General features: G+C 40.6%; 13 protein-coding genes. 7 read left to right on the top strand and 6 right to left on the bottom strand.

Annotation, left to right across the window (positions count from 1 at the left end; genetic code table 11):
• Positions 1 to 54: 54 nt before the first annotated feature.
• On the top strand, positions 55 to 576 hold the full coding sequence (locus AACH28_RS17020; protein WP_341831075.1) for a hypothetical protein: 522 nt from the start codon (positions 55 to 57) through the stop codon (positions 574 to 576).
• Here AACH28_RS17020 and AACH28_RS17015 read toward each other — a convergent pair whose 3' ends face one another.
• The 3 genes from AACH28_RS17015 to murF all read right to left on the bottom strand — a co-directional run bounded on the left by AACH28_RS17015 (position 577) and on the right by murF (position 4752).
• On the bottom strand, positions 577 to 2340 hold the full coding sequence (locus AACH28_RS17015) for an ABC transporter ATP-binding protein (protein WP_075990267.1): 1764 nt from the start codon (positions 2338 to 2340) through the stop codon (positions 577 to 579).
• Between the two features lie 24 nt (positions 2341 to 2364).
• Positions 2365 to 3120, bottom strand: coding sequence for a tRNA pseudouridine(38-40) synthase TruA (gene truA / locus AACH28_RS17010; RefSeq protein WP_112375082.1), 756 nt, complete (start codon positions 3118 to 3120; stop codon positions 2365 to 2367).
• 330 nt (positions 3121 to 3450) lie between these two features.
• Positions 3451 to 4752 carry a UDP-N-acetylmuramoyl-tripeptide--D-alanyl-D-alanine ligase gene (gene murF / locus AACH28_RS17005; protein WP_341831074.1) on the bottom strand — a complete coding sequence of 434 codons (1302 nt, stop codon included), beginning with the start codon at positions 4750 to 4752 and terminating at the stop codon, positions 3451 to 3453.
• A gap of 384 nt (positions 4753 to 5136) precedes the next feature.
• Between murF and uxaC the strand changes: the two genes are divergently transcribed.
• The 5 genes from uxaC to AACH28_RS16980 all read left to right on the top strand — a co-directional run bounded on the left by uxaC (position 5137) and on the right by AACH28_RS16980 (position 11462).
• Positions 5137 to 6537, top strand: a complete 1401-nt coding sequence (gene uxaC, locus AACH28_RS17000) for a glucuronate isomerase (protein ID WP_341831073.1) — start codon at positions 5137 to 5139, stop codon at positions 6535 to 6537.
• A 9-nt stretch (positions 6538 to 6546) separates the two neighbouring features.
• Positions 6547 to 7572, top strand: a complete 1026-nt coding sequence (locus tag AACH28_RS16995) for a sugar kinase (protein WP_286834604.1) — start codon at positions 6547 to 6549, stop codon at positions 7570 to 7572.
• Entirely contained in the window at positions 7569 to 8213 is a 645-nt protein-coding gene (locus AACH28_RS16990) for a bifunctional 4-hydroxy-2-oxoglutarate aldolase/2-dehydro-3-deoxy-phosphogluconate aldolase (RefSeq protein WP_341831072.1), read from the top strand. Before AACH28_RS16995 ends, AACH28_RS16990 begins: the two co-directional genes overlap by 4 nt.
• 115 nt (positions 8214 to 8328) lie before the next feature.
• Positions 8329 to 9771: an MFS transporter gene (locus AACH28_RS16985; RefSeq protein WP_376752093.1), complete on the top strand. Its 1443-nt coding sequence runs from the start codon at positions 8329 to 8331 to the stop codon at positions 9769 to 9771.
• Positions 9772 to 9842: 71 nt separating this feature from the next.
• Positions 9843 to 11462, top strand: coding sequence for an NADP-dependent glyceraldehyde-3-phosphate dehydrogenase (locus AACH28_RS16980; protein WP_341831071.1), 1620 nt, complete (start codon positions 9843 to 9845; stop codon positions 11460 to 11462).
• 83 nt (positions 11463 to 11545) lie between these two features.
• Here the strand turns inward: AACH28_RS16980 and AACH28_RS16975 are convergent, their stop codons facing one another.
• The 3 genes from AACH28_RS16975 to AACH28_RS16965 form a co-directional block, all read right to left on the bottom strand.
• On the bottom strand, positions 11546 to 13954 hold the full coding sequence (locus tag AACH28_RS16975) for an outer membrane beta-barrel family protein (RefSeq protein WP_341831070.1): 2409 nt from the start codon (positions 13952 to 13954) through the stop codon (positions 11546 to 11548).
• Between the two features lie 138 nt (positions 13955 to 14092).
• Positions 14093 to 15763, bottom strand: a complete 1671-nt coding sequence (locus AACH28_RS16970) for a PspC domain-containing protein (RefSeq protein ID WP_341831069.1) — start codon at positions 15761 to 15763, stop codon at positions 14093 to 14095.
• Positions 15756 to 16127 carry a PadR family transcriptional regulator gene (locus AACH28_RS16965; protein ID WP_046673104.1) on the bottom strand — a complete coding sequence of 124 codons (372 nt, stop codon included), beginning with the start codon at positions 16125 to 16127 and terminating at the stop codon, positions 15756 to 15758. The genes AACH28_RS16970 and AACH28_RS16965 overlap by 8 nt, the downstream gene beginning before the upstream one ends.
• Positions 16128 to 16281: 154 nt before the next feature.
• Here AACH28_RS16965 and AACH28_RS16960 point away from each other — a divergent pair, with 154 nt between their 5' ends.
• Positions 16282 to 16668: a VanZ family protein gene (locus tag AACH28_RS16960; RefSeq protein WP_083295776.1), complete on the top strand. Its 387-nt coding sequence runs from the start codon at positions 16282 to 16284 to the stop codon at positions 16666 to 16668.
• The last annotated feature ends 115 nt before the right edge of the window (positions 16669 to 16783 follow it).

Below are 16783 nucleotides of genomic sequence, written 5' to 3'. Positions count from 1 at the left end.
TCATATCAAAGGGCTTCTTTTTAGAAAGCTTTATCTTTGCGAAAAAAAAATACCATGTTATACATATATGGAGCAACCGCTCATGCTAAAACTGCGGTAGATGTAGCAGAAGATTTAGCGATTGAAATTGGTGGTCTTATCGACAAATCGCTACTAATTGAAGATGTATTTGATTATGAGGTTCAACTTCATCATGAATCAAAAGGCACGGAAGAAAATTTCTTTGTCGCAGTCAAGAATCCTGGTCTTCGCCAAAGGATTGTGTCAGAAAACGCAAACTGGAACTTCCAGACCCTCATCCATCCTAAAGCCTACGTATCAAAAAGAGCCGAAATTGGTGAAGGCACCATTATTCTCCCAGGCGCTTCGATCGCTCCAGATGTACAAATAGGCAACCACTGCGTTATTGCCGGTTCCGCCGTTATCGAAAGCAACACCATTATTGAAGATTTTGTCAACATCGGCCCAAATATCTCAATCGGAGCAAACGTTCTAGTCGGTCGAGGTTCAGAAATTAAAGCAAATACACGTATTGAAGACGAAGAAACTATCCCCAAAGAGAGTATTATCGCTTAATTAAATCCCTGCGGAATGAAACTGTAAGTCGTATAGTTTTTTATAATAACCATCGAAAGATAGCAATTCCTGATGCGTTCCGATTTCCTTGATTTCGCCTTTATCCAACACAATAATCTTGTCCGCCTTCTGAATGGTGGACAAGCGGTGGGCAATAACAATCGATGTTCTTCCTTTCATGAGGTTATCAATTGCATGTTGGATCATTTCTTCCGTTTCGGTATCAACAGAAGAAGTCGCTTCATCCAAAATAAGAATGCGAGGATCGTGTACCAAAGCCCGTATAAAAGAAATCAATTGTGCCTGCCCCGCAGATAAAGTTGCTCCCCGCTCTTTCACATCATAATCATAGCCCCCAGGAAGTCGCATAATAAAATCATGCGCACCGACTTCCTTTGCCGCTTCGATCACCTGCTCTCTAGATATCGCAGGATCACCTAATGTAATGTTATTGATGACACTATCCGAAAAGAGAAATACATCCTGCAATACTGTCGAAATGGTATTTCTCAGATAATCAAGGTCATAATCCCGGATATTACGGCCATCCAATAGAATTTCACCCTTATTGATTTCATAAAACCGGCTTAGAATATTGATGGTAGAAGATTTTCCGGCACCAGTAGCCCCAACTAAAGCTAAAGTCTCGCCCGGATTAACATTGAAGTTAACATCTTTCAGAACCCAATTTTCCTCATTATAAGCAAACCAAACATCGCGAAACGCAATCTCTCCTTTGATATGTGCGGGTTTCAAAGTCCCCAAATTAGGCGTCTTTTCATCGGTATCCAAGACTTCAAAAATTCGTTCAGCACTGACCATACCCATTTGAAGTGTATTGAATTTATCAATAAGTTCCCGAATGGGCCTAAAGATCATATTGATATACATGATGAAGGCTACAACTACACCCGGAGAGATCACATCACCCATAATTTGTTTGGAACCAAACCACACCAATAATCCCAAAGCAATAGCCATGATAATTTCCAAAACTGGGAAAAAGATGGAGAAGTACCAATTGGTTCGAATATGTGCATTTCGATGTTGCGCATTAATTTCTTTAAACTTATCCATTTCCTGCTTTTCACGCGCAAAATATTGGATAATCCCGACTCCCGTAATGTGTTCCTGCAAAAAGGTATTTAAATTGGAAACCCATTTCCTCACATCAATAAAAGCAGATTTCATCGCCTCTTTAAACACATAAGTTGCTGCCACCATCAAAGGCATGGGAATTAAAACAATCAATGTTAGCTTCCAATCGGAGTAAAACATCACAACCAGAATAACTACCAGCTGCAATAAATCACCGATAATCTGGATCAAGCCCTCAGAAAAAATATTGGAAAGAGTCTCCAGATCAGAAATGGTACGTGTAATTAGTTTTCCCAACGCAGTACGATCAAAATACTTGAGCCGGAGTTGAACAATGTGGTTAAATACCTGAATCCGGATATCGCGAATGACCGACTGCCCCAGGGTATTTGTCATTAAGGTATGATAATAACGAATCAAGGTCTGCAGGATGACCAATGCCAACATCGCTATCAGCATGAGGGACAACCCGTTGGTATCGAAATTTAAAATATAGTTATCTAATGTATGCTGAATTAGCATAGGCAAAGCGGGCGCCACAGCGGCCAACAATATCGTTAGAACGACCGATATCCAAAATGACACATGGTAAGGCCGCATATAACGACTCATGCGTTTCACTAAATTGATATCGTAGGTTTTACCAGTTATTTTATCTTGACTCACGTTAAATTCTATATCTATTAAATTCTATATATAAGGATATGCTACTTCTGTTAAATATAAACCATGTGCAGGAACAGAAACACCCGCTTTTCCGCGGTTTTTACTTTGAATAACCTCTTGCATAAATGAAACCGGCTTGCCTTTTATCCCTATTTCCAACGATGTCCCTACAATGGCACGCACCATATTGCGCAAAAAACGATCTGCAGTTATGTGAAAAACCAGATGTTGCTCAGTATGCCATACCCACTCGGCTCTACGAATATCGCAAATATTTGTAAACACCTGCGTATGAGACTTACTAAAGCATTCGAAATCTTGTTTACCCAATAAAAACTGCGCAGCTTCATTCATCTTTTCGACATCCGGACGATCGCGCATAAAACATGAATAGGGATAGATAAAAGGATCTTTATGAAAATGAAGATGGTATTCATATGATCTTTGCGTCGCATCGAAGCGAGCATGTGCTTCGGGTTCCACTTCGATCAGGCGCTTCACGGCCACATCAAAGGGCAATAGTGCATTGAGCGAATGAATAAAACGATCAGCTTTTTGTAGAATACCCACAGGGGCTGCATCGAAATGTGCATACAATTGCTTGGCATGAACACCTGTATCTGTACGGCCAGCTCCAGTTGTTTCAATGGGTTCCCGCAACAGGGTTTCAAGCGCCTTATTCAGCACTTCCTGCACGGAAATTGCATTATTCTGAATTTGCCAACCATGATAAGCCTGTCCAAAATAGGCTATTTCTAAAAAAAAACGTCTTTTATCCATTATATGCAACAAAGGTACGTTTTTCCAAATGAGCATCATTTCTCCGTAGAACGAATTTGCTCATTTTCCTTATTATTTAATCCTTACATGACAAAACTGTTTGTTTTGCACTTCCTTTCGCTCGATGCTACTGGGCGAGTCATTCGGGATTCAGTGGAACGAAGGTTTCCGCAACATCCTATCAACTTCGTCCCGCAACCACGGTAAGTCCACCGTGAGTCCACGTTGAGTCCACCTTTTTAAGTACATTCAATGCGGGAGCACCATGGTCGCCATATGTTCGCACCCCGAACTTATCCCCTCGTTGTGCATAGCATAAAGCTAAAAAGACTACAGTAGTTCGACCAGATTTTCAAAGGCCATACCCCTTGACGCTTTCAATAAGACCGTGCTGTCCACAATAGGATTTCCGCTGATTGCCTGTTTTGCTTCGGCAGTAGTTTCATAAAATGCTCCACCTTCATACCGATGTGCGAAAAATTCTTTTCCTACAAAAATTTTGCGATCTGCAGGAATAGCTCTTACGTTCTCGACAATTTTTTTATGTTCTTCAAATGATTCTGTCCCCAATTCAAACATATCACCCAATACAATAGCCTTCTTATCCGCTTCAATAATCCGAATATTATCCAATGCAGCAGCCATGCTTGTTGCATTTGCATTATAATAATCGCAGATTAGCGTATTGTGGGCAGTTTTCATAACCTGCGAACGATTGTTCGTAGGGGCATATCCTTCAATACCCCGATTGATTGACGCAGAAGAAACGCCAAAATGCAAACCTACTGCAATAGCTGCAAGAAAGTTTTCGGTATTATAAGATCCTGTTAAATGGGTATCGACAACATAAGATTCGGCCGTGCCTTTCTTGTGCCATTCAATTTGCAAAAGGGGATTTGCCCTAAGAAGCTTTCCAATCACATCATTACCTTCCGAAAAACCATAAGTGACAATGTTGGCTATCTTGCGGGCGGAAGCCATCTCTTTAAGATGTGGGTTATCTGCCTGCAAAAATAATACCCCTTGATGGTCCTGCAGCCAATCGTACAGCTCGCCCTTGGTTTTCTTTACTCCTTCAAAAGATCCAAAACCTTCTAGATGTGCTTTGCCAACGTTAGAAATCAAACCATGTGTCGGTTCGGCAATCCCACACAAAAAAGCAATTTCTTCCAAATGATTTGCCCCCATTTCGATGATGGCTAGCTCAACAGAATCATCTATCGCCAATAATGTCAATGGAACACCAATATGATTATTCAAATTTCCTTTTGTTGCATAGGCCTTGTATTTCTGCGAAACAACGGCATACAGCAATTCCTTCGTAGTCGTTTTTCCATTTGTACCTGTCACACCAATAATTGGTATGTGCAACTGATGTCTGTGGTAATTTGCGAGTTGCTGTAGTGCTTTTAAAACATCATCAACAAGAATATACGCTTCTCCTTTTCGGTAGGTCTCGTCATCAATAACAACATATTTAGCACCCATTTCAAGCGCTTTCTCGGCGAAAGTATTCCCATTGAAATTGGCCCCTTTTAAGGCGAAAAATAGACTATCTTTTTCAATTTTACGTGTATCTGTTGTAATATTCGGATACTGTTTATAAATCTGATAAAGTGATTGGATATCCATGTTGAGCAATTTGTTGAACAAACTTAGAGAAATTGCTTTTTATATGCAATACAATTACGCTTTAGCAGATCATATTATTCGGGACTTATTCAAAATTTCAAGCAATCTGCGATAGCGAAAACGTGCTTAGAAAACGTAGAAAATGCGGTATAACCCGATTGCCTTAAACGCTACCGATAACGTTTGCGCATTTATTTTATTGAATTTCCTTTAAGTATGACCTGAATATTGGTAATTTCATTGACCAATTAAACAGTTTGGGAAATTCAGGCGACCGTACTTTCACCCCTTTTTGCATTTTTTATGTCCGATTACTTCAGCAATAAAAAGTTTGACAAGCAAAAGAGGATAGAAAACAGATGAACTTACAAATCAATACATTGTATGAAAACTTTTTTAGACGACAACTTTTTATTGAACACAAAAACGGCTGAAGAGCTGTACCATAATTATTCAAAACATCTGCCGATTATTGATTACCATAATCACCTAATCCCGGAACAGATTGCAAATAATGTCAAGTTTGATAATATTAGTCAGGTTTGGTTACATGGTGATCATTACAAATGGAGGGCCATGCGTGCCAACGGTGTCAACGAACATTATGTGACCGGAGACGCTTCAGATGAAGAAAAATTCATCAAATGGGCAGAAACTGTCCCTTATACCTTGCGTAATCCACTACACCATTGGACACACCTTGAATTACAACGCTATTTTGGCATAACAGATGTATTGTCTCCAAAAACCGCGGCCAAGATCTATGCAGATACCAGTGCTTTACTGCAACAAGATAGTCATTCTGTCCGCGGACTACTCAAGATGATGCATGTTGAAGTCGTTTGCACAACAGACGACCCAATCGATAGTCTGGAATTTCATCAGCAGTTTGCGAAAGAGCGTGAATCATTTAAAATGCTTCCGGCATTTCGTCCGGATAAAGCAATGAATTGCGATGACCTGCCTGCATTGAACCAATACATCAATAAGCTTGAAGAAGTCAGCAATATGCAGATAAGCAGTTTAAGCGACTACCTCAAGGCCTTGAAAGCAAGGCACGACTTCTTTGCGACCAACGGCTGTAAAGTCTCAGATCATGGTTTGGAACAGATCTATGCTGAAGATTACACCGAAACTGAAATCGCATTCATCTTTGATAAAATTCGTGCAGGCAAAGAAATAACTTTTGATGAGAGCCTGAAGTTTAAATCGGCCATGTTAGTCTATTTTGCAGAATGGGATCATGAAAAAGGCTGGGTGCAACAATACCATTTGGGCGCTTTACGTAACAATAACTCCCGCATGCATCGCTTGATCGGTCCTGATACAGGCTGGGACTCCATTGGGGATTTTAGTCAGGGACGTACATTATCAAAGTTTTTGAATAAATTAGATAACCAAGATAAGCTAACCAAGACAATTATCTATAATCTCAATCCAGCCGACAATGAACTTATTGCGACAATGATTGGGAATTTCAATGATGGTTCTATCAAAGGAAAAATTCAGTTTGGTTCAGCTTGGTGGTTTTTGGACCAAAAAGACGGCATGACAAAACAGATTAATACCTTGTCGAATATGGGTTTGTTAAGTCGTCTTGTAGGCATGTTGACCGATTCCAGAAGTTTTCTTTCTTTTCCAAGACATGAATACTTCAGAAGATTGGTCTGTGACATCTTTGGACAGGACATCGAAAAAGGAGAAATACCAAATGATATCGAATGGGTCGGGAAAATCATACAGGATATCAGCTACAATAACGCAAAAGAATATTTTGAATTTTAATAAATGAACATGCAGGGTAAAGTTTTAAGCTTTGGGGAATTGCTGTTACGGATCTGTCCGGATATTGAAGACAATTGGATTGAACAGCACCAATTGCCTTTCTACGTTGGAGGAGCAGAATTAAATGTCGCTACAGCTTTGGCCCTATGGAACGTGCCATCATCCTACTTATCTGCGATACCGCAAAATGCCATTTGTGAAGGTATAGATGTCTATTTGAAACGTAGAAACATAGATACATCGGCGATGCAATGGGGCGGAGAGCGCTTGGGCATTTACTATCTCCCCAAAGGTAAAGATCTTAAAAATGCGGGGGTTATCTACGATCGCGCCAATTCATCTTTTGCAAGCCTCAAAGTCGGCAGTATTGATTGGGACAAAGCCTTGAAGGACGTGAAATGGTTTCACTTTTCGGCAATTTGCCCAGCAATTAGCCAGGATATTGCAGACCTCTGTCTTGAAGCTGTGCAAAAAGCACAGGAAAAAGGAATTTTTGTGTCCTTAGACCTTAACTACCGATCGAAGCTTTGGAAATATGGTAAAACACCGAAAGAGGTTATGCCTCGGATTGCCAAGTACTGCAATTTAATTATGGGCAATATATGGGCCGCGCATCAGATGCTGGGTACACCGCTTGACGAACAATTCTTAACACACACGTCAGGATACACCGAAGAAGAGTTACTCGCGCAAGCAGATCGGACAAGCCGAGAAATCATTGCTTCCAACCCCATGTGCCAGTATGTCGCCAATACCTTCCGTTTTGACCACCATACCAAAGGGATAGAATACTACAGCACATTATTTGATAAAGACCGTTTGATCAAATCCACAACCTATATAGCGGAAGAGATTTTGGATAAAGTAGGAAGTGGCGACTGCTTTATGGCGGGTCTGATTTATGGATTGTATTCCAACCTTTCGCCGCAGGAGACGCTAGAATTTGCAACAAGCGCGGCATTCGATAAACTATTTATCGCCAGCGATGCAACAACAAGTACAGTGGACGATATTAAAAAGAGATTAACAACATGAATTTAAAAGAGATTGTATTAAATAAAATTATCGAACAAGGAACACTTCCTTTATTCTTCCATCATGATCAGGAAGAAAGTATCGATATTCTACGAACATTATACCGAGCGGGTGTACGCGTTTTTGAATTTACAAATCGTGGCCCCGAGGCGTTGGCTGTTTTTGAGCGCCTTGTTGCAACGAGGGACCTTGAGATACCAGACCTCTACTTGGGTATTGGCACCATCAAATCGGTGGACGATGCACAACAGTTTCTCCAGGCCGGTGCTGATTTTATTGTGGCACCCTTAGTGAATCCTTTGGTTGGCTCGCTTGTACATGAGCACCATAAGTTGTGGATTCCGGGCTGCATGACACCGACCGAAATCTACACGGCTCAGCAGCAACAGGCCGCATTGATAAAATTATTCCCTGCAAATATTTTGGGACCAGCATTTATGTCCTCTATTCGGGATCTTTTTAAAGGTCAGAACTTTATACCAACGGGGGGTGTAGACATCGAAATAGAAAATCTAAAAGCATGGTTCAGGTCAGGTGTATGTGCGGTAGGTATGGGCAGTAAACTGATTGATCCAAAGGACACCAGCAATTTATTCGAAAATACACAAAAAGCACTTGATCTTGTCTCAAAAGCACGTTAAAAACAATAAGATTGCTTGTATGCCTTCCACGAGCATCGTAAAAGGAAGGCATACAGCGTTCATTATTCGTCATTTGAAGCGATAGGTTCAAGAAAAATAAACAATTAAACCCATTATGATTAATACAGAGAAAAAGGGTAATTACCGTTGGGTAATCTGTGCCCTCCTATTTTTTGCTACCACAATCAATTACTTGGATCGCCAGGTATTATCCTTAACCTGGAAAGATTTTATCAGCCCTGAATTCCACTGGACAAATACGGACTATGGAAATATTACCGCTTTGTTTTCTATTTTTTATGCCATCAGCATGCTTTTCGCGGGACGTTTTGTCGATTGGATGGATACAAAAAAAGGTTTTCTATGGGCGATTGCTATTTGGTCCATTGGCGCCATATTACATGCTTTTTGTGGTATTGCAACCTCAGGAATTGTCGCTGGCGAGTGGTTTGTTGGATTTGAGGGTGCAAAAGAAGCTATTTCTCATGTGAACAATGCCGGTTTAATCATCAGCGTTAGTGTAAACTTATTTATTTTCGCCCGGTTTGTATTGGCTGTCGGGGAAGCTGGAAATTTCCCAGCGGCCATTAAAGCTACAGCAGAGTATTTTCCAAAGAAAGATCGTGCATTGTCCACCAGTATTTTCAATTCAGGGGCAACCATAGGAGCATTGGCTGCTCCATTGACCATTCCGGTCATCGCAGCACACTGGGGCTGGGAGATGTCTTTCATCATAATAGGAGCCCTTGGGTTTGTCTGGATGGGTTTCTGGATCTTTCTTTATAAAAAACCGCACGAGAATCCAAAAGTAAATGCGGCTGAATTGGCTTACATTCACCAAGATGACCATGAACACCAAACGGAGCATTCTGCCTTAACAAAACAGCCCAAAACCACCATAGCAGAATGCCTCAAGTACAAGCAAACCTGGGCCTTTGTCTTCGGAAAATTCATGACCGACGGCGTCTGGTGGTTCTTCTTATTCTGGATGCCAGCCTATCTATCAGCCGTTTACGACATAAAGTCTTCTGATACAGAAGGGCAATTGGCCATATTTGTTTTATATGCGATCACCATGCTGTCAATTTACGGCGGCTGGTTGCCGACGTATTTTGTGGAGAAAAAGGGAATGAATGCCTATGAAGGTCGAATGAAAGCTATGTTGCTGTTTGCTTTCGTCCCATTAGTCGTACTCTTTGCACAACCCTTGGGGCATATTTCCTATTGGATACCCGTTATTTTAATTGGTTTTGCAGGTGCGGCACATCAATCGTGGTCGGCCAATATTTTTTCCACTATTGGCGATTCTTTTCCAAAACGCGCCATTGCCACTGTTACAGGAATCGGCGGGCTTGCGGGCGGTGTAGGAGCCTTTATTATCAATAAAACTTCGGGCTGGCTATTCGACTATGCCAAAGAGACTCAACTTGTCTTTATGGGTTTCAAGGGAGAAGAAGCGGGATATTTTATTATTTTTTCGTTCTGTTCAATCGCATATTTAATTGCATGGATTGTAATGAAAACACTAGTACCTAAACTTATTTTAATAAAAAATTAACAAATATTGTAATATTTACAGTATATTAGCAATATCTTTATAAATATCAATCTAAACCACTTTTAAAAACAATGAGCTTAAACTTAGGAGGTATCTTCTACGAGGAGAAAGACATTCCCGCAGAATTTACGCTAGACGAACAGGTCGATCAAAGAGAGTTCCTTTCCAATGGAGAAATGATTTCTTGGACGGGTCAAGTAAACGAAGTATTTTCACCTATCTGTGTAAAGACTAAGGACGGCTTGAAACGTAAGCGCATCGGTAGTTTCCCTGTTTGTACTGAAAAAGAGTCCATGGAAGCCTTGGAAGCTGCTGTAAAAGCATACGACAATGGCCGTGGAGAATGGCCGACAATGAGCGTTGCCGATCGTATTACTTGTGTTGAAAATTTCACACAAAAGATGATTGCCAAGAAGGACATTGTTGTCAAGCTTATTATGTGGGAAATTGGCAAATCCTATGCTGACTCTGTTAAGGAGTTTGACCGTACGGTAGAGTATATCTACGCAACGATCGACGCATTGAAAGATATTGACCGCGATTCTTCCCGTTTTCAGATCGAACAAGGTATTATAGCCCAAATCAGAAGATCTCCACTAGGAGTTGTTTTATGTATGGGACCATTCAACTATCCATTGAATGAAACCTTCACAACGTTGATCCCTGCTTTGATCATGGGGAACACGATGTTGTTCAAACCACCTAAACATGGTACATTATTACATTACCCTTTATTAGAGGCTTTCAAAACAAGCTTCCCAAAAGGCGTTGTCAATACAATTTATGGTCGTGGAAACAAGATCGTTCCAAGTCTTATGCAGTCTGGAAAGATCAATGTGTTGACGTTGATCGGTTCAAGCCGTGTTGCTGACGAACTTAAAAAATTACATCCTAAAGTTAACCGTCTACGTGCAATTCTTGGTCTGGACGCTAAAAATGCGGCAATCATCACGAAGGATGCCGATTTAAATCTTGCTGTTTCTGAAACCGTACTGGGTTCTCTTTCATTCAATGGCCAACGCTGTACCGCACTTAAAATTATCTATGTACACCGCAGCTTGGCACAAGAGTTCCTAAAACGTCTTTCTGCGGAAGTTGCTAAATTAAAGTATGGTATGCCTTGGGAAAAAGGCGTGTCTTTGACACCTCTTCCAGAGGTTAACAAACCAGCTTATCTGACGGAATGTATCGAAGATGCAAAAGCGTATGGTGCAAAGGTGATTAACGAAAATGGTGGACAAGTAGCAGAATCTTTCTTCTACCCAGCGATCGTTTATCCGGTCAATTCTCAAATGAAACTTTACAGAGAGGAACAATTTGGTCCAGTTATCCCTGTTGTGCCATTTGATGACCTTGAGGAACCTATCGAGTACCTGATCGGCTCTTCGCATGGACAGCAGGTCAGTATCTTTAGTAACAATGCGGCTGTTGTGTCGTCTTTAATCGATCCATTGGTCAATCAGGTAAGTCGTGTCAATATCAACTGCCAATGTCAACGTGGTCCAGATACCTTCCCTTTCACCGGAAGAAAAGATAGCGCTGAGGGAACATTATCCGTTGTAGATGCTTTGCGTTCATTCTCGATACGCTCCCTGGTCGCGGCAAAGTTCACCGAAGAAAACAAGAAATTGTTGAATGACATTGTTAGTGAAAATGAATCGAACTTTTTAAGTACCAAATACATTTTCTAATAGCATTGTCTATAAAAAAAAGCGACACCGCAGGATGATTTAGATCATCTCGCGGTGTCGCTTTTTTTAGAAAATTCAAGGGCCTATTGCGCTCTTTCTTTCTCCTCATTACTTGTATCTTTCTTACGATAGTTGTTTTTTAAATTTCCGAATTTATACGAATAGGTCAATCGAACCACGCGACGATCTTGGTATTGCCTGATACTGGAGTCAAAATCGCCGAAATTGGTTTTCAGATTCTGATTCCCTGTATTAAACAAGTCGCTCACCGCCAGCTTCAACGAACTACGTTGATCTTTAAATGTCTTGGTCGCTCCTACCTCCATATCCCAACGGGCCTTCATATCGTATACATTATAGTTGAACGGCGAGAAATACCTCAAATTGACATTAGCGGACAGACTTTTCGCCAGTTTTAAATTGTGCATCGATGTAGCCTGCAAAAGAAAGGAGGTCCTTTTCAGCGGATAACCACTCACCATGCCATCAAAGTTAAAGTGGATGCCTGTAATATTGTTATTCATGCTCCAAATCTTGGATACCGTAACCGGGATGTTCAGATTCAGATAAGCCGTCAAATTTTTACCTAAATTTTCACGTATAACCCACGTTTGTTTTAGCACCGAATCTTGCCCCATGCTCTCTACAATCGCATCCCGCACATCGTTAATACCCAATGTCACATTATAACGTTGCATCAAGGTATAGTTTAGGGTGAATTCATTGGAAAATTGCGGATTCAGGTAAGGATTACCACGTTCAAAGGTTAGTTTATCAATAAAATAATCAAAAGGATTCAACTGTCGGTAATTAGGACGCGTGATCTTCCTTGCGTAACCTAAGGAAAGGATATGATTCTCATGGAGTGTATACGTCAGATTTGCATTCGGAAAAAGTTTAAAGTAATTCCGTTTCACTTGCTTATTTAACGTAAGCGAGTTCCCGTCAGAAAATGTATATTCTCCCCTCGCGCCGACCTTCAGGCCCCATTTCCCTATGGTATTATTATAGTCTATATATCCAGCGGCGATCTGCTCCTTATACACAAAATGATTCGTACGCTTTTCATTATTAATCCAGGAATTGTTCAAAAAGTCTTCAAAGGTTAAATCGTTATCCGACGTAACGTTAGAATATTTAGCCCCCATCTCAAGCTTGGAGACCTTCGATAGCGGTTGTTCATAATCCAGTTTGGCGACATAGATATCGATTCCGATAGGCATTTTACTGCGTTGGATCTCTTCGGGCGTAATCGCATTCATCTGACCATCAAAATATTGGTTATTATAACCTACGCGTTTGCTGCTTTTGAATTTACTCCAATCCAGGTCAAGGGTAAGTTTTCTGCCATTCGAATCAATTCTAAACTCATTGTTTAAATTAGCGGAGTAACGATCAAATAATTCTTTGAACTGCGATGTTGAAATCAAAAGCGAATCCAATGTTGTAAAAGACTTTCCTACATTGGTCTTACTATCGTTATCGTTGTATTCGATATTATTCGATCCATTAAACTGCACGGTTAAGGTGTTTCTGGCCGATGTCCTTTGCTCAACACCGAAGCGATAGGAATGGTTCTGTTCCTTTTCGTCCAATATCGACCTTTGTTTAAAATAGGTCTTTTCACCTTTATTCTGAATAACACGATCAAGCAGGAGCTTCCGGTGGCTTTTCTCATCCGAATACGCATACGATCCAAATACTGTCGTATTGTTCTTCTTATAGTTTAAGGATAAGGAGCTATTCCCTCTGAATTTTTCTCCCCTCCCTACCGTCATGTTAAAGGTTCCGTTAAAACCTTCCATCCGATTTTTTTTGAGGACAATATTAATTGTACCCACTGCCCCCTCAGCGTCATCTTTTGCTGCACGCGTAGTAATCACTTCGACGGACTTAATCTGATTGCCATCCGTACTCTTCAAAAAATTCACCAACTGTTCACCGGACATATAGGTCTGCCGACCATCGATGGTCACGGATACACCAGATTGCGCCATCAACTGTAGGTTATTATTGTTATCTAAACTCACTCCAGGAGCCCGCTGTACAATATCTAAGGCATTATTCCCTGCGGCTAAAGGCGAATTTTCCACATTTAAAACCAGTTTACCGGGCTTGCTTTCAACCATCGGCCGCTTACCCTCTACGGCGACCTCCTGCAATTTTCGTGTATCCGTGTTCAGCAGGATCGCCGGGACCTTGTGGTCTGATTTGCTGATATCAAAAACATTGCTCTTATTGGTGGTATAACCGACCATTTTCGCCTCGACATAATAACTTCCAGCTTGTATATCCGAAAATTGGTATTCTCCATTTTCATCTGTAACAACTGCTTTCAAAATAACGGTTGTCTTTACTTTCATCAGATAAGCCGTTGCAGAAGCCAAAGGCACATTATTTTCCGCCAATACTTTGCCTGTAACTTTCACTTGCGCATAGGCAAAGGAAGCAATTAAAAAATTTAAGAGTAAGAGGTAAAAATATCTTTTCATTCGTTTATAAATAGGTGTAATAGCATTTACTTTTGATGGTACTAAATAGGCTTATCACACGAGGTTCAGTAGTGATTTTCGATTGGTTACAGCTTCAATAATTTGTCTTCCGCCTAAAGGCGGAAGACTTGGTTTATGTTATTTCTTTTTTGTCTCTATAGTAACACCATCTTTTTTGACATTGATAATGGTATCTCTGCGAATGACAACAGACGTATCATTTGCGATTACTTCATTGCGTTCAGCATCTGTTTCGTCACTGTCATCTGACTTTTTGGGCGGCAAGGCACATTTCAACCCAAGTGATGTAACTACAAATTCGACTTCTTTTATATCCCTTAGATCTTCACTATAACGGTCACGACATTCGTAAAATGAAATATCCCTTAATTTATCTTCCAAATTATCATTAATGATCAACTTGGTACCTACTGGGAGAAACAACGTAATATTGACTTCTTGATCCCGATAGAGCTCACCTTCATTCAATTGGAACGCATTGTCAAATGTTAATGATGTACTATCTTGTCTCAATGCATAGTTAATTTTACCAGCTCTATCCGTTGCGACTTTATAAGAATTTCCTTTAGCCGAATACTCATACCGTACATAAGGTTCCTGTAGGGAGTCGATACGTTCGACACGGATACGAATATTACGTCGCAGATAGGTCGAAAGGTTTTCATTCCTGATCCCCAAACCGCTTTTTACGCCATTTTTTAAGCGGATTACCCGAATATCATTTTCATTTAAGTAATAAACAGCTTGTTTTTGCAGTGGCTTCTCTTCAACAATCGTACTAGACTCTTTGAATTCCTTTGCTACCGATGTAGCGTAGTAGATGATACCGCCTATCGATGCCAACCAGACTAAAAACAAGGTGGTTGTCAAATAGTTGTTCATTGGTTTTTTCTCGAAGAGAACACGGAGAAGCAAATAGAACAAGCCGGCGAAAGGGATAAAAATGGCCAAGAAACCCGCGATCAAAGCGAAAGGTACATCGCTCGGATTCATGAGGTAGAAAGGACCAGAATCGTCCATGACGTCAGGAATTACGTTCACAATAGCCAGTGCAAAGAAGATAAGTCCAATGATCAATCCGATGAGCGTTAACCCGACGATAATAACAAAGAATACGCCGATAACTTTCACAAAGACCTGCAATAATTTAGCAACACCATCTCCGGTGCGGTCCATTCCCCTCGAGAACGAGTCCCTTACCCCGCTCATTTCTTCATCAAAAGAACGTTTGAAGTTCTGAATATTCGGTGCTTCACCACGCATTTCCATCTTATCTGCACGGGTTACAGCGAGCGGCATGACGATCCATAGGATAACATAGACCAATACGCCCGATCCACCGATCACAACAAATAAAGCAAAGAGTAAGCGTACCCATTTCGCCTCAATACCAAAAAAGTGCCCCAATCCACTACATACTCCACTGAAAACTTTGTCATCGGGATCGCGCATCAGCTTCTTCCCTACTTTAAAACCATCTGCATTTGGCTGGCGCTGAAAAGACGCATAACCATCCTGATCCTCAGACTCGAAATCGCTGACGCTCCCCATTTGCTCGATAACGGCATTAACATCGTCCATATTCAGAACTTCTTTGCTGCCAGCCTGAATCTTCTCGGTAAACATTTCAGAAATACGATTTTCGATGTCCTCCAAAATCTCCTTACTATCTTCCGATTGTCCAAAGTGCTTCTTTATATCAATCATGTAGGAGCGAAGCACCTCATAAGCATCCTCTTCAATATGGAAGACGATACTATTTATGTTGATAATTATTGTCTTATTCATCGTTATTATCTTTAACTGGTTTAGTTGAATCATTGTTTCTACCCACCAATGACGTGTTTACAGCAAACACGAGCTCATTCCAGGTAACATCTAGTCGCGAAAGGACTTCTAACCCTTCTTGGGTAATTTCATAATATTTTCTAGGCGGACCTGAAGTTGACTCCTTCCATATATAGCTTAACAGTCCATTGTTTTTTAGACGTGTTAAAAGCGGATATAAGGTTCCTTCCACAACCAATAATTGAGCTTTCTTCAGTTCGCTGATAATATCGGAGGCATAAATTTCTCCTCGAGAAATTATGGATAGGATACAATATTCAAGTATCCCCTTCCTCATTTGGATTTGTGTATTTTCAGCTATCATAACAATACAAAGATATATGTATTTTATGGTACCATGCAATACATAGTACCATATAAAACAAAACAATATAACTAAACAACTGATTTACAGTGAAATGATTTTTAAATAAATAATATTTTTATTTCTATCAGGAAATTTTTGGATATTTATCGCCATGATTAAAATCTTATTAGACTATAAGTGGTGTTTTATTTGGGCCATAATAGTTATTGTTTTATGCACCCTCCCGGGCAATAATTTTGATGCAGTTCCCGCCTATCCAGGTATGGATAAATTAGTCCATTGTGGGATGTTCTTTGTTTTCTGTACATTGCTATACAACGGTGTAATCCAGCAATTCCATGGTAAACCGACCCGTTGGCTTCCAATCTTTGTCGTTTCCATCCTTGGTTTTTTATTTGCAGGACTGACAGAGTTACTTCAGCTTTATATTTTTACGTATCGCAGCGGTGACTGGTGGGATTTATTTGCAGACAGCATCGGAATCGGCATGGCAGGATTTGCCTATCTCCTAAACTATGTCAACCGACGTCGCAAATAACGTGTTGAATTCGTTTTGACCTGGTCATTACTATTGAAGGCATGGCCTGCTCGTAATAGTGGTTACCGTAATTACTGAAATTCGCTTTATCCGGACGGAGAAGGGTATAAGTTAT

The sequence above is a fragment of the Sphingobacterium thalpophilum genome, from assembly GCF_038396785.1.
GTDB lineage: Bacteria > Bacteroidota > Bacteroidia > Sphingobacteriales > Sphingobacteriaceae > Sphingobacterium > Sphingobacterium thalpophilum_A.
This window is presented reverse-complemented; position numbering and strand designations above follow the sequence as displayed.